Here is a 21,045-nt window from a genome sequence, read left to right on the forward strand (position 1 = left end):
CGTCCCCTCTCACCCTCATTTGATGTACCCAGCGGCACGTGCGTCCGTGACCCCGCGCAGCTCCACGGGAGAGCGGCGTCCCCAGTCCATCACGACGGTGCCGTCCCGCCACCAGCTCTCAGGCGTCTGATGCCCCCACAGTGTCTGCCGCCTGGGATCCGTCGCGCTCCAGCGGATGGGCCTATGATCAGGGTCAACTGTCAGGTAGTCCGAGGTATACAGTTCGATACGGTGACCGTCGGGATCGCGCAGATAGAGGAAGAACGCGTTCGATATGCCGTGTCGTCCGGGCCCCCGCTCAATGTGCTCGTGCATCTCCGCCCCGCCCAGGATGTCGCAGGCCCGTATGATGCTCCCCATGTCGTCCATCCAGAAGCCGATGTGGTGCAGGCGTGGCCCCTGGCCCTCCATGAGCGCGAGATCGTGGACATTGCCCTTACGCTGAAGCCAGACCGCCTTCATCGCGCGAGGCTCTTCATCCGTCTCCACGTACTCCGTCACGCGAAAGCCGAAGCCCTCGCGCCACATGGCCTCGCAGCTTGACAAGTTGGAGACAAAGCAGTTGAAATGGTCAAGCCGGCGCACCCCGGCGCCCTTGTGCAAGTGGTATTTCTGAAGGAAGCATTCGGCGGGCGACATCTCGGCATAAAACTCGAGCGGGAAGCCGAACGGATCTTGCACGCGCAGCGCCCGACCCTGGCCGGGCTCTTCGCCCGCGTCGACGAAGTGCACCTCACATCCCAGCGCCTCAAAATAGGACGCGATGGCATCGAGATGATCGTCCTCCGCCACGCGGAAGGCCAGGTGCCCGAGCATGGGCACGTCGGACTCCGTCAGCACGAGACTGTGATGGTGGCGCTCCTCCACGCCGCGAAGAAACAGCTGTCCGTTGCGCTCCTCGGTGACGACGAAGCCCAGGATGTCTTCGTAGAATCGACGAGACGCGGCGAGATCGCGCACGAAAAGTTCCGCGTGGCCCGCGCGCACGACCGAATAGGCAACCCGGGGTGTCACTGTGCCTCACCGTCCAAAAACGCCTTCACACGCGACACGTAGGGCGTTTTGTCGTAGGAGTCGTAGAGTGCGCCGTGCATGCGGACGGGATCGCCGAAGAAGAACCGCTCGTACAACACCTGGCGCGAACCGAAACTCGAGAGCGCGGCGTCCCAGGCGAGGCGGAACAGCTTCAGGCGGTGGAACGCGTCCACATTGCGCCCTTGGAGAAAGCGCTCGAGATCTTGGCGTATCTCCGAGTTCCAGTCGGCCTCGGTGGGGATGGCCATCAGGCCGCTCGCGCCCAGTTGTTGGATGATTTCAACCAGGCGAGGATACGTCTTGGGGAAGAGATTCCTCGCCGCGTTCAGCGGCGCCCACGCTGGCGTCATCACGCCGTATTCATCGAGCTCGGCGTCCGCTTCGGAAGCCCGCAAAAACGCTTTCATACTCTCCAGCGCGAGGATAATCTCGGCCACCTTCTCCTTGACATGCTGGAACTGAGCAATGCCGATGGCGTCCACCATGGCCTCCGCGAGCCCGAGCAAAAACTCACACTTCGCGATGTTCTTGTGCATCACCTGGTACGTCATGTGGACGACGGCGTGGGTCGCCTGGTGCAGCTGGTTGCAGCGCTCCGCATCCTCGAGCAGAAAGACGCGGTCCCAGGGAACCAGAACGTCGTCAAACACGACAATCGCGTCCATTTCCTCGAATCTCGAGCCCAGCGGGTGATCGAAGTGAGACCGCCCGTAGTCGAAGCTTTCTCGGCAGATGTAGCGCAGGCCAGGAGTCGAGCTCGGGATGGCGAACGCGAACGAGTACGGCGCGTCCTCTTCGGTGTTCCGAAGCAGGGTGGACGGAAAGACCAGGATTTCATCGGCGATGGGCCCTTGCGTGGCCAAGAGGCGAGCGCCGCGGATGACCACCCCGCGGTGATTTTTCTCGACCACGCGGGCCGCGATGTACGGGTCCTGAAGTTTGCCCACGCTCACGGAACGGTTGACCTGTGGCGCGATCAGCGTGTGCGTCAGCGTGAGATCCCGTTCGCGCGCGTATTGATAATAGGCCTGGATGTTTTCCGCATACGACGGGTGATTGCCCGCAAAGTGAGCGCTCGCTTGAGCCATGGCCATGATGGCGACGTTGAGGTAATCCGAGGTCCTGCCCATCATCCCAAAGGTTGCGCGCGCCCATCGCTGCATCATGCGCCCTCTGCGGGCGAGATCGTCATGCGTCTTCGGAACCAGCCAGGACAGGCCGTAGCGCTGACCACCCTCTTCATAGGTCATCTCGTCAAGCGTGGCAGGATCCACCTGCATGTCGTACAGCCTCGCCATGCTTTGGATGACGTTGCGAAACGCCGGGTGTTCGGAGATGTTGCCCTGAAGACGCTCCCCATGAATCCACACCTCGCGAGGCTCCGCATTCAAGCGCTCCACGTATTCAGCGCCACTCTTTGCACCCATCACTCATCACCCACCTTGAGTTGATCAGCTTCTGGTCTTTGCATCCGACGCGCCGAAGCGGGGAATGGGATGTTGCCCGAGCGCCACATGCACCGTCTTCCATTCTGTGTAAAACTCGAAACTGTAGTGACCACCTTCCCTCCCGACGCCGCTCTGCTTCATTCCTCCGAACGGCGTGCGTAAATCGCGGACATTCTGCGAATTGATCCAGGCCATGCCTGATTCGATCCGCCTCGCCATGCGGTGAGCGCGCTCGAGATCCCGTGTCCAAATGTATGCGGCAAGGCCGTACTGCACGCCGTTGGCGATCTGGATGGCCTCCTCCTCCGTGTGGAACGGGATGGACACGAGTACCGGGCCGAAAATCTCCTCCTGCGCGATGCGCATATCGTTGCGCACGTTGACGAAAAGCGTAGGCATGACGAAGTTTCCGCGCGCGAGCTCCTGCGGGACGGGGCCGCCCACGGCCATCGTCGCACCCTCGCGCTGGCCAATGTCGAGATACTGCTCCACGCGCCGCTTGTGCTCCGGGTGAATCAAGGGGCCCACCTCGGTCTCGGGATCCAGCGGATGACCAAGGCGAATCCTTTTCACCCGCTCCGCCAAACGGGCTTCGAACTCGTCGCGGATGGAGTCCTGAACGAGCAGGCGAGAGCCCGCCGTGCAACGCTCCCCGTTCAGCGAGTACACGCCGAACACGACGGCGTCCAGAGCCCTGTCGAGATCGGCATCCGCGAACACCACGACCGGAGACTTCCCGCCGAGCTCCATCGAAAACCGCTTTAGCCCGTCGGCCCCGTTTTTCATGATGGTGCGGCCGGTCACCGTCTCGCCGGTGAAGGAAATGAGCGGAACCTTCGGATGCTTCACCAAGGCGTCTCCGGCGACTTCGCCAAAGCCGTGGACGACGTTGAACACGCCGGGCGGGAGATCGACCTCCTGGACGATCTCGGCCAACTTGGTCGCCGTGAGGGGGGACCATTCGGCGGGCTTGAGAACCGCCGTATTGCCCGCAGCGAGGCAAGGCGCAATCTTCCACGTCGCGAGCATCAAGGGCGTGTTCCAGGGCGTGATGAGTCCCGCCACCCCAACCGGAACGCGGATAGCGTAGTTGAGAAACTGCTCCCCCACCGGAAACGTCTCACCGGTCATGCGCGTGGCCATCTCGGCGAAGAAACGGAAATTTTCCGCGGCTCGCGCGGCCTGCCCGCGGGCCTGGGCGATGGGCAGGCCCGTGTCCGCCACTTCGAGGCGGGCCAGCTCCTCGCCGTGTCGCTCGATGGCATCGGCAATGTGCACGAGGTATCGCGCCCGCTCCTTCGCGCTCATTCTGCCCCAAGGCCCCTCGTGAAAGGCCCGATAGGCTGCTTCCACGGCGCGATCTACGTCGCTTGCCGTTCCTTCGGCGACCCGGGTCAACACCTCGTTGGTCGTCGGATTCAACGTGTCAAACCATCCGCCCTCCACGCTCTCCACAAACTGGCCGTCGATGAAGTGCAGCGCGGGGCCGGAGATGGGATCAAACGCAAGGCGCTCCTTCGCCTCCGTCGGATGTACGCCGCTCATGACAGCACCTCCCTCGCCGGCTCGCCATTCGACTCGCCCACCACGGGGTTCACCAGCCGGCCTATGCCCTCGATTTCGATGTCGATCACGTCCCCCGGTTTCACGGGTGAGATGCCGGGCGGCGTGCCTGTGAGAATGACGTCGCCCGGGCGGAGCGTCACAAACGAGCTGATGAACGATATCACCTCGTCGATTCGAAAGATCAGATCGCGCGTGTTGCCGTGCTGGCGGACCTCGCCGTTCACGTAGGTCCAGATTTCGAGCTGGTGTGGATCGGGCACATCCGCGGCATCCACCCACCACGGGCCGAGCGGCCCAAACGTGTCGAAGCCCTTCGCACGGATGGGAGGGCGGAACATGTTCCCTACGAAATCGCGCACCGTGACATCGTTCGCGATGGTGTACCCGAGGACGTGATCTAACGCGTGGGCGGTCCGAATGCGCCGTCCGGCGCGCCCGATGATCACGGCCAATTCGGCCTCGTAGTGCATGTACTCCACGCCCTCGGGATACACGATGGGCGCCCTATGCCCGATGAGCGACGCGTTCGGCTTGATGAACAGAACGGGCTCCTTGGGCCTCTCCAAACTGAGTTCCGCCGCGTGGTCGGCGTAGTTCAAGGCAAGCCCGTAGATGGTCCTCGGCTCTATCGGCGGCAGCCAAGTGACTTGCTCCTCCGAGACCACATGTCCTTCCTCGTCGATGAGCGCTCCGCCTTGCCAAACGCCCTCATGAATCCGCCCCCGGTCGATGAATCTCGCGTGGCGCACGATACCCCTCCTTCCGCTCCTCCACCAGGCGCATGTGTTGCTCGTTCCACCGCCTGAAGGCTTCCAGCGTCGCCAACCGGTGTTGGCGGGCAAACCGTTCCACCGCATCCTCGCCGACATCGACCGCCATCAACTGAATCAGCTTGTCGTGTTCGGCAATCGAGTCGCTCGCGCGATGCGGGATCAGGTTGAACACGGACACCCTCATGGCGTCCATCCGCTCGCGCACCCCATGGATTTCGTCCACGAGGAAGCGATTGCTGCAGCGGCGCAGAATGATCTCATGGAACTGTTGGTTCAGCCTGCTGTACAGCGTGAGATCAAAGTCGGTTCGGGCCTGGCGCATCGCCTCGTTGGTCTGTCGAAGCGCATCGAAGTCCTCATCCGTGAGATGTCGATAGGCCTGGGCAGTGGCGTAGCCTTCGAGCACCGCGAGAGCCGACAGGATATCCTCGTACATCTTTGCGTCGATGCGAGTCACCTTGGCGCCGCTGAACCGTTCCACCTCGACAAATCCCTCTGCCTCCAGGCGGCGGATGGCCTCACGAATGGGAATCGCACTCACCCCCAATTCTCTCGCGATGCGGTCGATCACGATGCGATACCCGGGCCCATACGTGCCGTCGAGAATGCGCTGCTTCAACGTTTGATAGGCAACCTGTTGCTTGCTCGGCGTGTGTTTGGTCATGACGTTATCGTATACGATTTCCTATTTGTGCGAAAGCAACACGAGCGCTGCGAAGACATCCTACGGCGAAATCTCTTCCAGAACCTTGCCCCGCGACGCGATGCCGCCGAGGGCGATGAGCGCAGCCACCAGGAGGAAGCCCGACATCGCCACAAAGCCCGCCGTCACACCCAGGGAGGGGATGAATGGCGCAATCGCCCACAGCCCAACCCCAGCGCCGATGTGGCCCGCGCCATCCACCAGCGCGAAACCACTCGTTCTCGCGCGAGACGGGAAGTTTTCCGCCGTCCACGCGTAAAACACCGGCACCCACACGTTTTGTCCGAAGAAGAGCAAAACCGCGCCGAAATAGGACCACCCAAGGTGATGCCCCGCAAGCCCTACCACGAGCCCACCCGCAATGGTCAGGACCGCGGCGACCAACAGATACGTTTTGCGTTCCAGGACTTCACCCGCGAGGTACGCCACCACGCCGGCCAGCACCATGCCGAAGACGCCGACGGCCACGATGAGCCCCGCCTCGCTCGGCGCGTAGCCTGCGCCGACCAACAGGGTGGTCATCCCTGCGGAAAATCCGTAGACGGTGACGTAACTAAAGAGCCAGACGAAAAACAGGAGGAACACGCGCTTGCGATACCGCGAGCTGCCCAAAAGTTCACCATAGGGCATGCGCGGATCGGAGACCGACGAGCACGAAGCAGGTCCATCCCTCTGCGGAACCGAGTCCAGGCCCAAGCGCTCTTCCATCGCGGCGACCACCGCGGAGGCTTCTTCCACGCGGCCTTTCGCGGCCAACCAGCGCGGTGACTCCGGGAGCTCCAGCCTCAGCAGGATGGCGATGAGGGCGAGGACCGCCCCGATGGCGTACATCAGCCGCCAGCCCCAGTGGAACGACGGCGTCGCCAGCGCAAACGGAAGCCCTTCCGGAAATGGCGCGCTGGGCGTCGTCAACCACAAGCCGAGCCAAATGCCGAGGAGTGCTCCGACGCCTGAGAAAATGAACAATCCGGACGTGTACTTCGCCCTCGCGCTTCTCGGCGCAATCTCGCTCATGTACGTGTTGACCACGGCGAGGTCCGCGGCCACGCCCACGCCCGTGATGCCGCGCGCGAGGACAAACCACCAATCGCGCGTCGCGAGAGCCGTCAACAGCGACCCGATGCCGGTGATGAACATGGTGGTCATCAACATGCGCCTTCGCCCGAGGCGATCTGCCAGCGGGCTCAACACGAGGGTACCGACCACATATCCCAACAGATTCGCGAAGATGGGCAGCCCAATGTATCGACTGGCATTCGCCGGCGTCGCGCCCGGGATGATGGATGTGGCGGTTTGGACAAAGGAGACGTTGACGTCGAAGATGTCGTAGAACGTGAAGAGGTATCCCAGGCCGATGACGAGGAAAAGCCGCCGCGGAAGCGGCCATGCCGTCAACCGCTCCATCCGCGCCAAGATGCCCGCTGCGCTCGAAACAGGCACCTCCGTGCTCATGGAATCTCGCCCCCTCACGAGAATGATGAGCGCCATGATTAGACTATCCAATCTGATTTCCTATACGATTTTATCCAAACAGGTGCGCCTCGACGTGTCACTGGCGAGCGACGTGTAGGTCCCGCGCCAGAACACGAGCGGAATGCCCTCCTCTTGCTGATAGATGTCCTTGACAAGACCGAGCACGATGATGTGATCCCCCGCCGGATATTGAGCGTACACTTCGCACGACAGCGCGGCCAGGCAGTCATCGAGGCGAACCGATTCCCCAAAGGGCACGAACGTCCCCCGCCATTCGCCGCTCGTTCCGGCGAAGTGGCGCGATACCTCCTCTTGATGTCGACCGAGGACATTCACTGTAAACGCTTTCGAAGACGACAGACATTGCGCCATCCTACTGCGCTCGTCAACGCAGACCAGGATCAGAGGCGGGTTGAGCGAGACGGATGTGAACGAATTCGCCGTCATCCCGTGCACTTGCCCGCTGACTGATGTCGTGATGACGGTGACGCCCGTTGTGAACAGTCCGCACGTGCGCCTAAACGCCTTCGCGTCGACCTCAGGCATGGCCTTCCCCCCCTTTCCTTCCATCTGCCCTCAATCCTCAATCGGCGATGCGGGCTGTGTTGATCATATATGATTTCATACACTCTGTCAATTCCAACTTCGGCGCCCCATTGCGCGCGCGAGGGGCGTCCGCGGCCAGATGGCCTCGTGCCCCTCGCGCACAGCCCCGGTTTCCATGCAACTCGCCGCTCAGTTGTCCGATGAACCCTGCCCTCCCTCGGCTTGGCGCTCTGCCTGTGCAGCTCGCAGCTTCGCAAGAACTTGATCGATCTCGCCCCGCGGCACGCCGAACAATGTCGTGGTGCGCCCGATGGGCGTGAAACGCATGAACGCCTCGAACATGGGGTTCGCGTCCACCTCGCTGCCAAGCGGTGAATCGGCGAGCTTCTCCTGCAACAACTGGCGGAGCACCGGACCTATTGCCGGATCGTCCAGCAGATCTCCGAGGGTCGCATTGGCGTGGACTTGGACAGGCCGGCGCGGCGCCGTGGAGACCACCTCCACGGTGGCGGCGAGGCGCAGGTCGCGCGAGGACGATCCGACCCGAATCTCGTAGCGGCCGCTCTCCGCGATGAAATCCCCCGCGTCGACGTCGTAGTGCGCGAACGCGCGGTTGCCGAGTTGAAATTCCACGGTCTGCGCCTCGCCCGGCGCCAGCGCCACCTTCGCGAATGCGCGCAGTTCGCGGCGCGGCCGCACGATTCGCGAGGACGTCGGCTCGACGTACAGCTGGACCACCTCTTTGCCCGGGCGCTGTCCCGCGTTGCGCACGTCCACCTGGACGGTGAGCACTTCGTCGTCCCGTATCTGCTCGCGAGACACGCGAATGGCCTCGTACTCGAACGCGGTGTACGACAGCCCGTGCCCGAAGGGAAACAGCACGTCCATCTCCTTGGCATCGTAGTAGCGATATCCCACGAAGATACCCTCTCGGTATTCGGACCTGTCGCCTTCGCCGGGGAAGAACGGATGGGACGGGTTGTGCTCAAGCTGAAGCGGAAACGTCTCGGCCAGCTTGCCGGACGGGTTCACGGCGCCCGAGAGGACGTCCGCAATGGCGCCGCCGAACGCCTGCCCGGCGAGATACGCCTCGATCACGGCCGGCACGCGGTGGATCCAAGGCATTTCCACGGGCGCGCCGTTCGAGAGCACCACCACCGTGCGGGGTTGCACAGACGCCACGGCCTCAATGAGCGCCACGTGGGCGTCCGGCATGCGCATGTGGACGCGATCGTACCCCTCCGACTCCCAAGACTCCGGCAATCCTGCGAAGACGACGGCGACATCCGCCTGCGCCGCAGCGCGCACGGCCTCGTCAATGAGCTCGGGCCGAGGCGCGTCATCGTCGAGCGCGTACCCCGGCGCGTACAGGACAAAGTCGTCGCCAAACGCGAGGCGCATCTCGGCAAGCGGCTCGTCGAGGCGCGCAGGGTTGACGTGCGAGCTACCTCCGCCCTGGTAGCGCGGCGAGACGGCGAAGGCGCCCAGCACGGCCACCCGGCGCCCCGGCGCGATGGGCAGGACGGGCCCGTCGTTTTTCAGGAGCACCATCGACTCTGCGGCGACCTGGCGGGCAAGGCGGTGGTGCGCGTCGAGATCGACCGGTTGGCCCTGAGGCCGGTACGCCCGGTCGATGAGTGCGAGCAAGCGCTCCACGGCCGCGTCGAGCACGGCTTCGTCCAGGCGGCCGTCTCGCACAGCCTGCACAATCTCACTGTCCTGCGCGTACGGCCCGCCGGGCATCTCAAGATCCAGCCCTGCGGCGAGCCCTTGCACGCGATTATTCACGGCGCCCCAGTCCGACACCACGACACCGTCGAATCCCCATTCCCGGCGCAGCACCTCGGTGAGGAGCCACGGGTGTTCAGAGCAGTAGGTGCCGTTCAGGCGGTTGTAGGCGCACATGACCGTCCACGGGCGGCCGCCCTTGACGGCGCCCTCGAAGCTCGCGAGGTAGATCTCGCGCAGCGTCCGCTCGTCCACCTCGGCGCTCGTGGTCATGCGCCGGTATTCCTGGTTGTTGGCGGCGAAGTGCTTGAGCGACGAGCCCACGCCGCGCGACTGCACACCGCGGATGTGTGCCGCGGCCATCTCACTCGAGAGCAGCGGATCCTCCGAAAAGTATTCGAAGTTCCGGCCGCACAGTGGGGAACGCTTGATGTTGGCCCCTGGCCCGAGCAACACATGCACGCCGAGCGCGCGGCACTCGTCGCCGAGCGCCTGGCCCACCCGCTCGACAAGCGCCGGATCCCAGGAACTCGCCAAAGCGGCGGCAGTGGGAAAGCAGGTCGCTGGCTCCGAATCGGTGAACGATCCGCCCGGCCGCTGCAGGCGAACGCCGTGCGGGCCGTCCGTCATGCAGAGGGACGGGATGCCGAGGCGCTCGACGGGCTTGGTCTGCCAGAAGTTGAGACCGGAGCAGAGAGAGGCTTTTTCTTCGAGGGTGAGGTGAGATGTTACCGGAACACCATTCTTCAAGACGTTTCATCCCCCTGTGTCATGTGTAGATTTTTGAGTCATTTGCCGTAGATGTTGACTTTCTTCTCACAAGCCGAACGGGAAGGGTCACGCTCACGGTTGATTGCTTACCTTCCAAGGTGTCTATAAGCATTCGTGCCGCGTACTTGCCCGAAAGGTAGACGTCCTGTCGTATTGTTGTAAGTGGAGGCTGAACTAATTCGGCGTACGGCGCGTCATCGAATCCAATCACAGACACATCATGCGGAACGTCGAGTCCCAAATCCTTCAACCCATCAATGACGCCAACAGTCATGAGGTCCGTACACACCAAAAAAGCAGTCGGAGCGCCGCGAACCCTCTTCAGTAGCCTTACGACCGCTTGCCTTCCTCCCGCTCGGGAATTGGGGGCAACCGACATCCAATCGGCCTCTAGCGGCAGTCCGTGTGCGTGCAGGGCCTTTTTAAATGAACGATACCGGTTGACTACATAATGGTACTTCGGAGGTCCGGCGATGAACCCAATTTTACGGTGGCCTAGGCTGACGAGATATTTGACAGCCTGCATGATTCCCCCTTGCGTATCGATGTCGACGGAAGGTAACGTATCGTTTACCTTCCCCATGCTTACAAAAGGGATTTTGAATTTCCGAAAGAGATCGACGTAAGGATCGCGTCCCTTAAGTTCAGTAAGAATTAGTCCGTCCACTCGATAGGTGAGATGCTCGTGAACGGAATCCTCATATACGATCGAAACCAAATATCCAGCCTTTGTTGCGACCTCGGTAATTCCACGGAGAATATTCGAGAAGTAACTATCGAGGAAAGCGCTCGGCGACGAAGGAATGAAGAGACCCAAAGTGTATGTTCTCTGCTGAACGAGAGCGCGAGCCGAAATATTGGGTATGTACCCGAGTTCATTGGCTATCCGGACAATGCGCTGCTTCGTCTCTGCACTAACGCCTTGTTTGTTATTAAGTGCCATCGAAACTGTCGCCGCAGTCACGCCAGCCCTCTTCGCAATGTCTTGTACCGTATAGCGCTTGTGCAAAGCCGTCACACCGCCTTCGAAGAACATTTCGTGAAAATCATTATCGGCTAAAACCAGCTGTAAGACCTGCAAGTAATTGTCTTCTGGCAACAATGTAGGCAGCAATGAGCGGGACGGCCGACAGCAGGACTGACGCCAATATCGCCGGAACATTCATAGTATATTGGCCTTGGAAATGTTCCAGCGCCAGCGGAAGGGTTTGCAAATTTGGGCTCTCGGTCATGACTAGAGGGAACAAGAAATTGTTCCACACTTGAACAAAGTTGTAGATCACAACGGCTGTCACTGCCGGCCGCGCAAGAGGAATGGTGAGTCTGAGCAGCAAGCCCCATTCCCCAACTCCTTCAAGTATCATGGCTTCATAGAGCTCAGTTGGAATATCCCTCACGAAGTTAACCAGGATTAGTATAGAAAGCGGCAAAGCAAAGGCTGCTGACGGGAGAATGATTGCCCACAGCGTATTATATAGCCCCATCTTTTCAACGATCGCATACAGCGGTATGATGGCCGCTTGAACTGGTATGGCCAATCCAGACAAGAAGAGGGTAAAAACTCTCTCTGTACCCTTCGACTTCATTCGCACAAAGGCGTATGAACCCAAAACAGCGCACAATAGCAGGATTATCAACGTCAGCACAGCGACGATGATGCTGTTCAAGAAGTATCTGAAGAACCCTTCTTCTAGTACTGAAGAAAAATTTCCCAAATAGATTCTAGTGGGAGGTAGCCACGGAGTTCCAGTCAGGTATGTCTGTTGCGTACGCAAACTTTCAAAAAGCATGTACAATACAGGATAGAATGAAAGTACTGCCCACACTATTGACAAGACCGAAACTACAAGCTTTTTCACACCCTCGCCTCCTCCACTAACATACTCACTTGATGTTTTTATGCTACGCAACACCTTGTTGCTGACTCTCCATCCTCGTGAAGCCGGTAAATCTCGTTAACATCAGAGAAAGAACTATTCCCATGAGCGCTATGACTACTGCCATTACGCTTCCATAGCCCATCTGCTGCTTGCTGAAAGCAGTATCGTACATGTTCACAGCCAAAACGTTCGACGCGTTGTCAGGCCCTCCGTTTGTCAATATATATATCAAGTCAAAAAATGTTAACGAGCCAGTCAGCATAAGAGTCGTTGATGTAATGAAGGTGTACTTGAGTTGGGGGACAGTGATGTACACGAATCTTTGCAGTTCATTTGCACCGTCAATGATAGCAGCCTCGTAGAGGGAGTTTGGAATTTGCCTTCTTCCCGATTGATATAGCAAGCTATGAAAAGGTATATACTGCCACGAAACAATGGCAACAACTGTCCATAACACGACACTAGGCGATCCTAGCCAATCAAGCGCTAGCCTCCCTAGCCCAACCTTAGTAAGCAACTCATTTAGCAGTCCAAAATTAGGATCCAAAATATAGGACCATACGATTGCAATCGCGACGGAGGAAAAAAGAAGAGGAAGAAAATAGAATATGCTCAGAATTTCTCGATACTTCGACCTCCCTGCCAAAAACATTCCAATCGCCACGGATAGCGGTGTCTGAATAACCCATGTCAGTCCCATAACTTCTAGCGTCAAGACAAGAGAGTGCCAAGCTTGCGGATCGTGCGCAAATGTAACCCAGTTCGTAACTCCGACGAACTTGGGCGCATTGAGCCCGTTCCAATTGGTAAGAGACAACAATACAGCGCCCAACATAGGCAACAACCCAAATATGGAAAATAGGATAACAGAGGGGGCTATAAATATAATTCGAAGTACACCTCTAGTCATACACTCACCTCTCGTTTGTAGTGATGCGTGATGGGCTAAGTGGGAGCAGAACGCAATGCAGCCCCCACTTAGCCCTCGTGCAAATCAAGAACGAGGCATGGAGCTGTTCATGCTCTGTACAAACTGTTGCGGCGTCATTTTTAGAAGGAACACACTACTAAGATCCTGCAGCAATGTCTGTGCCTCCTGAGGAGGTAGCAGCTGATCCCAACCGGTCACGAACACAGGAGCCTTTTCTGCCTGCGTATACGCGTAATACAGAAACCGACCATCTGGTTGGTTCCTGACCTTCGCCCCCAAACCCTTTACTGGCGGAACCACACCGTTCTTCAGTTCTTGGTTTACCATATAAGAATTCAGCACAACATCCTTCAGATACGTCTCATCAGCCCATGGGTACTTTGATGTCGACGATATATAGTAGTACGTCGAGATGTTGCCCATCAGGTCCGCAGGGTTGCCCTTTCCTCCCGGAACAGAAGGAAACATCGTCCACCCAAGTTGATTAGCTGTAAATTGAGGAGCTGCCTGTTGCAACGTCGGGTAAATCCAACTTCCCTGAAGAAGCATTGCCGCTCTTCCCGAATACAACAAGGCCTGGTCCTCATTGCTATCTGCGCTTACTCCGGAGTAACCGGGTTCGAACGCGCCCATCTTAACCAACTGCTGAATCATTTGTACCGCCTTTATAATAGCTGGATTATCCCAAGCGTTAGGTTTGTTAGCAATAATACCATTGAAGACCGATGGCCCTCCAATTCGATCGGTCAAGTACATCAACCACATTAAATCGGGCCATTCGTCGCGCGCACCCAGAGCAATCGGAATAACGCCATGATTTTTAAGCGCTTTCACGTCGTTGATCAATTGATTCCATGTCGCAGGAACAGGAAGATCGTATTGCTTAAAAATATCCTTGTTGTAGAACAGGAATTCAGGTTGCGTCCCGCCTCCCTCGGGCACTCCATATATGTGTCCATTAATGGTTACGTTGCCCCACACAGAAGGGAAAAACTTGTTCTTGTAAGCCGGGTTCGCCTTCAAAAATGTGTCCAATGGTATCACTTTATGGGCGTCGACATACGTTTTCAATATTCCTCCGCCCCAACCGTAGATCAAGTCCGGTGGTGTATTAGCCCCCATTGCTATTTGGATTTTCTGCTTGTAGGCGTCATTGCTAAAGAAAATAATGTTAGCCTTGATTTTGTGCTGCGACGTGTTAAACGCGTTGGTCGCTGTTTGCGCAATCTGCTGCATCGGCCCCTGCTCATTATCCCAAATGGTAATAGTCACGGGGGTTGACGCACTTGCGGCTTCATTCGTCGACGAAGTTACGTTGGTGCTTGCTCCGCATCCAGTTAAAAGGGACAGGGGCAAAAGCGTCGCACAAGCCGCAACGCCCCATCTCTTCTTCCGAACCAACATACGTTTCACCTGTTTTCCCCCTTTTAAACGTTTAAGATACGACGCATAAAGAATACTGCACTTTACTCTAGCTAATTCACCCCTTCCTTTTAAACGTTTAAGCAAGCCTAAGTATAAAATCAGCTTGCTCACTTGTCAACGTATTCGCAATAATCCGCCATCAACTCAGGTCGACGACCGTGCCAGGTCTGCATATTCGTCATAATGGTCATCCAACCTACTCGCACAGAGACCCTACGCAAAGGAGAGTGACCCATGCCCACCATCGCACAACCCGAAGTCGGCCAGGCACCGTCCTATCCGACGTCCTTCCCGCCGCAACATCAGGACCGCCAGCCGGGTGTGGAGTCACAAATGAACCCGCGCCCGTTCTTCGATCACCCCGACTACCGGGGCGCCGGGAAACTCAAGGACAAGGTGGCGCTCATCACAGGCGGCGACAGCGGCATCGGTCGCGCGGTGGCGGTCGCGTTCGCCAAGGAGGGCGCGGATGTGGTCATCGCGTATCGCGAGGAAGAGGCGGATGCCACCGAGACGGTCCAGCACGTCGAGCGGTACGGCCGCCGCGCGCATCCCATCGCGTTTGACGTGTCCAACAAGGCCGAGTGCGATCGCGTCGTGCAACAGGCCATCCAGCATTTCGGAAAAGTCGACATCCTGGTCAACAACGCGGCGCGCCAACACCCACAGCCGAGCATCCTGGACATCACGCCCGAGCAACTGTATCAGACGTTCGCGACGAATGTATTCGGCTACTTCTACATGATCCAGGCTGTCCTTCCGCACATGAAGGCCGGCGCGTGTATCATCAACACCGCGTCGATCACGGCCTACCGCGGCCACGAGACGCTGATCGATTACGCGTCGACCAAGGGCGCGATTGTGTCGCTGACGCGATCGCTCGCGCTGTCGCTGTCCAAACAAGGGATTCGCGTCAACGCGGTGGCGCCTGGGCCGGTATGGACTCCGCTGATTCCAGCGAGCTTTGCGGCGGACGAGGTCGCCAAATTCGGGACCGACACGCCGATGGGCCGGGCCGGGCAACCTGCGGAACTGGCGCCGTCCTACGTGTTTCTCGCGTCGGCCGACTCGTCGTACATGACGGGTCAGGTGCTGCATGTCAACGGCGGCGAGATCGTGAACGGCTAAACAGCGCAAGGCGCCACCCGGATGCGAGTGGCGCCTTCGCTCAATTTTGGGGCACCAGGCTGACCGTCCCGTTGGCGGGGATCACGCCAGTCAGCAAGGTGTCGGCCGCGTAGCCGTTTGACACCACCGGATCCTGCGCGGCGATTTGGATGGTATACACGCCGCCGGAAGGCTTCGGCGAATTGGCCACGACCCAATCGCCGCTGTGCAGGTTCAGCAGCACCTTCGACAGATTGCCGACTTGATAGACCGGAATGGTGGTGGCTGTTCCTGCCGGATTCTGGACGACGACCCGGTACACGTTGGTCAACTTGATGTACTGCGAGTCCACCCATCCGTAGCCCACCACATGGTACCAAGGGACGACGTACGGCCCCGCCATCCCTTCGGCAACCTGATCGATCTTCACCGTCGTGCCTGCGGGGATCAGGTTCGCGTTCGACTGGGACGGCTGGATGTACTGCACCCACATGCTGAAAGTCCATACGCCGTTCGGGTTCGACATGTGCATGACCTGCGACTGGAACTTTTCCACCGCCGCTTGTGTCAGCTGGCCGAACTGACCGTCGACCGCGAGCCCCGCGTTGATGGTATGGTTCAGGAAGCGCTGGATCTCCACTACGGGTTGGCCGAAGCTGCCGATACTCAACTGGCCAAAAAACTGCTGATTCTCGCCCTGCGCGATGCTCGGGTAGTATGGGACACCGTTGTTCGGATAATACGGGTCCTGCTGCGTGACGCCCTGCGCCCCGTTCATGTAATACACTGGCTCGGCCGTGGACTTCGGTGCCGGTGGGTTGTTGGAAGGCGAATACTGCACGTATGCGCTCACGCTCGATTTCACGGATGTGGCAAACTGCTTCATGATGGCCGCGATGCCGCTCGCCCACGTCTTGGCCGTCGCATAGTTGACGTTCATGCCGCTCAGCGTCGGCGAAACGTACAAGCTCGCGCCAGGCGTGAGGTAGTTCATCCGCACCGTCCACGCTTCGAAGCGAATGGCATAATCGTCGCTCGGGAAGACGCCCGCGTCTTGTCCGGGATTGGAGTCGTATGCGCCGTAGCCAAACAGATTGTTCTTCTGCAGCGCAATCTGGCTCTGGCCCCACGCACTCTCGAGGATGGCGTGGGAGACCAGATAGTTGGCGTCGACGCTGTACAGGTTCTGCGCATCCATGAACGAATTGCCGAGCCCGTTGAGCGGCGAGCTGTTCTGTAGCAAGAACTGATTGATGCTCTGCGCATTGATGTTGGACGGCGCCGGGTAGCGCAGATCCACGTTGGTGAACGATCCCCCGCTCGATCCCGTCGAGTTGCCCGTCGAATTGCCGGTGGCGTTCCCCGTGCCGTTCGACGTGGCGTTGCCCGTCGAATTCGACGTGCCGTTTCCGACCGCGTTTGACGTGGCGTTGCCCAGGCTGGTGCTGTTGCCGGTCCCGTTGCTCGCACCGTTGCCCGTGACGGTGTTCGATCCGGTGGCATTCGTCACGTTGGCGACCGTGTTGCTGCCGGGCAGGGCGCCGGAGACGTTGCCCGTGGCATTGCCCGTGCTGTTGCTCGATCCGGTGGAGTTCGAGGTTGGATCGCCCGTCTCCATGACCACGGGGGCGGGCTTCATGTCCCATTCGCTTCCCTGCCAGGTCGACGCGATGCCAAGTCGCTGGAGCGCCGTCATCACGTACCACACGGGCATGAAGGTCGTCAGCTTGCCGGACGCCGGGTCTGGATACACCACCGCCGGCACATTCGCGACGACCGTCTGGCCGATGGCGATGGCGGCGCTGCCGGGGCCGTACGAAATCTTACCGTAATTGACGGCCTGCCCGCCGGGCGGCGTGAGGATCCAGACACCCCCTGACCACGTGCTCGCGATCCCGGCCTTGCGAAGCGCCTCCATCACGTACCAAATGGGCATGTAGGCCGTCCCCTGATACGTGAAGCCGACCGGCTTCGAGATGAGTTCCCCGTTCCACACAATCCGTTTCCACTCGACGTGCTGCACGAGAGGGCTTTGGCGGTCGAGCACGGTCATCACCTGGTGGTAGTCCGCGACGGCCTTGGCCAAGGCCCCCCACGTCATCGGCCCGACAATCCCGTCGACGCCGAGCCCCTCGGCCTGTTGAAAGGCCTTGACCTGCGCCTGCGTGGTGGCGTCAAAGACGCCGGTGGCTTGTCCCACGTCATAGCCCAGTGCGTTCAGCGCGTTCTGCAAAATCGCCACGTAAGTTCCCGTGGCCCCGTAGCTCAACATGGGATACGATTGAACACCCGCGAGTGTGAGCGCCGCCACGGGCACGTTGAGGGATGACGCCGAAGCGCTCGGCGAGCTCGAGGTCTGCGCCAGCGCAGACGAAGGCGTCGTCAACATCACCGTGGCTGGCAGCGCCATGACCGCGAGCAGGCGATGCGTCTTCACAACCATGACCTCCATTCTCATTGCTGCGCATGCAGGGAAGCGACGGGCGACGTGACAGGTGGGGGCAAGTGGGGCGATGCGATGTTCAGGCGCTGGACCCGTGGCCCAGACGGCCCGGGACTGACTTCCAACGCCCCGAGTGCCACCGTCCCGCCCAAGGACGGCATCATCTGATTCCAAGTGATGATGAGCCCCTCCGGCGGAATGGTCACGACCAGCCGGCCCTGTTTGCGGGCGGGCAGATCCCGCGTGTCCACGGACGGCGCAGAAACCCACGCGCTTCCAGGCTTCGTCTGGTACGAAAGGCCGCCGAGCGCAGAGATGGTCGCAAACCCGTAGCCGCTCTGCACGGCGGGCAGGGTCAGGAACCAGCGCTTGCCGCTCAGGGTCACCACAAGCTGATTGAAAAATTGGTAGGTCGCCGAGATGGCCGCCTGCGCATCGGCCGTGGACGCAAACAGCGGCTGTCCGCCCCCGGACGCAAACGTCGCTTGATATTCATCGGCTGGCGGATACCACAGCCGCCAGGTGTTTGCAGCCGTTTCGACATCACCTTGCAGACATTCGTGCAAATTCGACGCCAGCGTGTCCAATTCCTGCGCTGTCATGTTCGAAGATGGATCCCAGTTTTCTGGAACGAGACCGATGGCTCTCGCCCACTGAACGGGCGATCCCCCGGGCTGATACGCCGCATCTTGCGCCGAGATGCCGAGCGCATTCCACAGGATCTGCGCGGCCTCCCCCCAGGTGATGGGCTGAAACGCGCCGGACGAGGTCGGCGAAGGCGGCTGGTACCAGCCCGCGCGAATTGCGGCCTCAACCACGCCCCAAGCGGGCGACGCCGCCGATAGGTCCGTGTAGCCGCTCGATCCCGCGGACGACGCGGGTAGGCCGAGATCGGCCGCAAACGCGGACAGCGCGTTCCAGACCGCCACCTCGTTGTTCGGCAAGGGCTGCGGCACGGCCGACGCGTCGAGATCGAGTTCGTTTCCATTCAACGCCGCCTGAATGCCCAGGCGCGCGAGAATTTCTTCCGCGTTGGTGAGCGGGAGGAACACTTCAGGCGACGGCGCGCCCGGCGGCGTCGCGATGGCCGTGGGGACGCGCTCGACCTCTTGCCCGTCGATCACGACCTCCGCTCCCGCCGCGCCCGCAGGGCCCGGCACCTCGTTGACCGGCACGGATACCGGCGCCGCGATGGTCAGCTGGCCCTTCGACCACGAAGCGGCAAACCCCAACGGGTTCAACACCTGCATCAGGCCCCACAGCGCGATGTACGTCTGGTTGCCTTGGACGAGCGTAGGAACCGACAGCGGCGCCGAGGTGCCAACCGATACGCGGATGGTCGAAAAACTTGTGTGCCCCTTGCTAGACGAGGTCGCGGCCTGAACCGGCCAAGGAAGACAAAGCGCACCCGCACACAAGGGCGCGGCGAACCAGGCCTTACGAACCACCACGAATCGCCACCCCCGCAATGAAGCTCGCCGTCGTGTCGTACGCGACCCGGGCCTGGCCCGTGGATCGCGCCGAGGTCAAGAGAAGCTTCGAGCCGTCGTAGTAGGCGTGCGACGCCTGATTGGTTCCGAAGCCATACGCCGATAGCTGCGCCAGCGAGCTGTCGTAGAGCGCCTGATCTTTCTGTGTGATCCCGGTGAGCTCCACCTCGACCCCCATGCCGTACTGGGCTGCGGTCTGCGTAGCGTCGACCATGCGGGCGAGGTACGCCTGCGAACCCTGCTCGACGAAGTTGGGCTGAATCCATGCGGCGGAGAATCCGAGACTCTTCCAGTCGGGGATGCCTGAGGCCCCGTAGAACGGAATCCAGAAGAGCGGGAGATGGTGCGCCGCGGCCAGCTGAGAAGCGAACTGCACGTACGCCGCTTCGCCCGGCATGGTGTCGCGAAACTGTTCCTCATCCCAGTACAGGCCGACGAGCTGGAGATTGCTGAATCCTGCGCGGTTCCAATCCTGGAGCAGTTGCTGCAAGTACCACGTTTCAGCGGTTTCCCGGGCCGCGAGGGCGTCGGGATCGGCCGGAGAACCAGCGAAGATGACGGTCGATCCGCCGATGGTGCCGAACGTGGCCTTGCCATAGGCGAAGTAGGGCAACGAGAGCACCACGCGCTCCTTGTAGCCGGGGCGGTGCAACACCTGATTGACGTAGCCCACGGCCTGGTTGAGCGCCGAAAGCTGCCGACCAGGTGAGAACAGGTCCTGCAGGTACGCGGAAAGGCCCGCCTGCGTCGTGGGCACGGAGCCGTAGGGAAGAAAGAGCATCGTGTCGAATAAAGGCGCCGTGATCTGACCACTTTCATTCACGTAGGCGAGCATGGGCACGAAGTCCTGCTCGCTCCACGTGCCGAGCGAACCGTTGGCGCCCGTCTCGACGAGCAACATGTTGCGGATGCCGTAGGCGTTCGGCGACGTGGGCAGAAGGGGGCCAACGGGCTTGTCCGGGTTGGCCGCGACCGGCGTCAGCGCGCTGGCCGAGGCGCCTTTGGCGTTCAAGAATCCCTTGACGTCAAAGCCGTCCAAGAAGACCCACACGTCGACAGGGACGATGATTCGAACCGCCGACGCTTCGACGCCGGTTTGGGAAGCCCATGTGAAGGTCTGCGCCATCACATTGCGCGTGCTCAGCGGATACGCCGACACCTCGCGCCCGGCGCTGTACCATTTTCCGTTCGACTCAAATTGAAACTCGACGTAGCGCGGGAAGTAGATGCCCAGTGGAAAATCCTGAAGGGCTCGGACCGATACGGAGACCACATCCGCCGGCTTTGGCAACGCAAGGGTGATCACGCGCTTGCCTTGATGGCTGAAACCTCGCCACGTGTCGAACGAGGTGACGTCGCCCGGATATTTGGCCTCTTCGGCCGCAAACACCGGATCCGGCACACCGTCGATGGACACCGAAACCTGACCTAGTCCAGTCAGGTCCTGCGGAGCCTTGGCCGGCGAGGATTGCGCGTGCAACTGCACCTGCGACGCCGCCATGACGGCGACCACCGCGCTCGCGCCTCGAGCGATGGCTCCGCGCAAGCTGAACGCCAATGTGAACACACCCTTCTTTCCTGGTGATCAGACCTCATCGACAACCAACGACATGGATACGGTTCGATCGTTAAGCAAATTTTTTAAGGGCCTATCGGAAACGTTTCTCAAGATGTTCGGTGCCTCCTTCGCTGACAGTCGCGCACCCGCGTCACGCACGAGGCTCGC

General features: G+C 60.1%; 16 protein-coding genes. 1 reads left to right on the forward strand and 15 read right to left on the reverse strand.

Features of this window, described 5'->3' with window-relative positions; translation table 11 throughout:
* Positions 1-15: 15 nt before the first annotated feature.
* From hpaD to AS26_RS02080, 12 genes are all read right to left on the reverse strand, one after another.
* Positions 16-1,014 (reverse strand): 3,4-dihydroxyphenylacetate 2,3-dioxygenase, encoded by a 999-nt coding sequence (gene hpaD, locus AS26_RS02025; RefSeq protein ID WP_062305709.1) that lies wholly within the window; start codon positions 1,012-1,014, stop codon positions 16-18.
* A complete protein-coding gene (gene hpaB, locus AS26_RS02030) occupies positions 1,011-2,462 on the reverse strand; it encodes a 4-hydroxyphenylacetate 3-monooxygenase, oxygenase component (RefSeq protein ID WP_062305731.1) in 1,452 nt (483 codons plus the stop codon). Before hpaB ends, hpaD begins: the two co-directional genes overlap by 4 nt.
* A gap of 24 nt (positions 2,463-2,486) precedes the next feature.
* Positions 2,487-4,028: a 5-carboxymethyl-2-hydroxymuconate semialdehyde dehydrogenase gene (gene hpaE / locus AS26_RS02035; RefSeq protein WP_062305711.1), complete on the reverse strand. Its 1,542-nt coding sequence runs from the start codon at positions 4,026-4,028 to the stop codon at positions 2,487-2,489.
* The gene (locus AS26_RS02040) at positions 4,025-4,798 is read right to left on the reverse strand and encodes a fumarylacetoacetate hydrolase family protein (protein WP_062305713.1); all 774 of its coding nucleotides are present in this window, start codon (positions 4,796-4,798) and stop codon (positions 4,025-4,027) included. The genes hpaE and AS26_RS02040 overlap by 4 nt, the downstream gene beginning before the upstream one ends.
* Entirely contained in the window at positions 4,758-5,486 is a 729-nt protein-coding gene (locus AS26_RS02045; protein WP_062305714.1) for a GntR family transcriptional regulator, read from the reverse strand. Before AS26_RS02045 ends, AS26_RS02040 begins: the two co-directional genes overlap by 41 nt.
* A 60-nt stretch (positions 5,487-5,546) precedes the next feature.
* Complete coding sequence (locus AS26_RS02050) at positions 5,547-6,977, reverse strand: MFS transporter (RefSeq protein ID WP_062305732.1); 1,431 nt, start codon at positions 6,975-6,977, stop codon at positions 5,547-5,549.
* 60 nt (positions 6,978-7,037) lie between these two features.
* A complete protein-coding gene (locus AS26_RS02055; protein ID WP_062305734.1) occupies positions 7,038-7,544 on the reverse strand; it encodes a flavin reductase family protein in 507 nt (168 codons plus the stop codon).
* A gap of 189 nt (positions 7,545-7,733) precedes the next feature.
* Positions 7,734-10,022, reverse strand: coding sequence for a glycoside hydrolase family 3 C-terminal domain-containing protein (locus tag AS26_RS02060; protein ID WP_062305716.1), 2,289 nt, complete (start codon positions 10,020-10,022; stop codon positions 7,734-7,736).
* A gap of 19 nt (positions 10,023-10,041) precedes the next feature.
* Positions 10,042-11,124 carry a LacI family DNA-binding transcriptional regulator gene (locus AS26_RS02065; protein WP_169793463.1) on the reverse strand — a complete coding sequence of 361 codons (1,083 nt, stop codon included), beginning with the start codon at positions 11,122-11,124 and terminating at the stop codon, positions 10,042-10,044.
* A complete protein-coding gene (locus AS26_RS02070; protein ID WP_217997422.1) occupies positions 11,093-11,902 on the reverse strand; it encodes a carbohydrate ABC transporter permease in 810 nt (269 codons plus the stop codon). The genes AS26_RS02065 and AS26_RS02070 overlap by 32 nt, the downstream gene beginning before the upstream one ends.
* Positions 11,903-11,945: 43 nt before the next feature.
* Positions 11,946-12,833, reverse strand: coding sequence for a carbohydrate ABC transporter permease (locus AS26_RS02075; RefSeq protein ID WP_062305720.1), 888 nt, complete (start codon positions 12,831-12,833; stop codon positions 11,946-11,948).
* An 84-nt stretch (positions 12,834-12,917) separates the two neighbouring features.
* Complete coding sequence (locus AS26_RS02080) at positions 12,918-14,258, reverse strand: ABC transporter substrate-binding protein (RefSeq protein ID WP_062305735.1); 1,341 nt, start codon at positions 14,256-14,258, stop codon at positions 12,918-12,920.
* 255 nt (positions 14,259-14,513) lie between these two features.
* On the opposite strand from AS26_RS02080, the gene AS26_RS02085 reads away from it, so the two are divergent.
* Positions 14,514-15,407, forward strand: a complete 894-nt coding sequence (locus AS26_RS02085; RefSeq protein WP_062305721.1) for an SDR family oxidoreductase — start codon at positions 14,514-14,516, stop codon at positions 15,405-15,407.
* Positions 15,408-15,447: 40 nt separating this feature from the next.
* On the opposite strand, the gene AS26_RS02090 is transcribed toward AS26_RS02085, so the two are convergent.
* The 3 genes from AS26_RS02090 to AS26_RS02100 are packed head-to-tail and all read right to left on the reverse strand — an operon-like array spanning position 15,448 to position 20,886.
* Positions 15,448-17,829, reverse strand: a complete 2,382-nt coding sequence (locus tag AS26_RS02090) for a peptidoglycan-binding protein (protein WP_245629560.1) — start codon at positions 17,827-17,829, stop codon at positions 15,448-15,450.
* An 11-nt stretch (positions 17,830-17,840) separates the two neighbouring features.
* Complete coding sequence (locus AS26_RS02095; RefSeq protein WP_062305723.1) at positions 17,841-19,280, reverse strand: hypothetical protein; 1,440 nt, start codon at positions 19,278-19,280, stop codon at positions 17,841-17,843.
* Entirely contained in the window at positions 19,267-20,886 is a 1,620-nt protein-coding gene (locus tag AS26_RS02100; protein ID WP_062305724.1) for a DUF4855 domain-containing protein, read from the reverse strand. Before AS26_RS02100 ends, AS26_RS02095 begins: the two co-directional genes overlap by 14 nt.
* Between the last annotated feature and the right edge of the window lie 159 nt (positions 20,887-21,045).

The organism is Alicyclobacillus sendaiensis NBRC 100866, from assembly GCF_001552675.1.
GTDB classification, from domain to species: domain Bacteria; phylum Bacillota; class Bacilli; order Alicyclobacillales; family Alicyclobacillaceae; genus Alicyclobacillus; species Alicyclobacillus sendaiensis.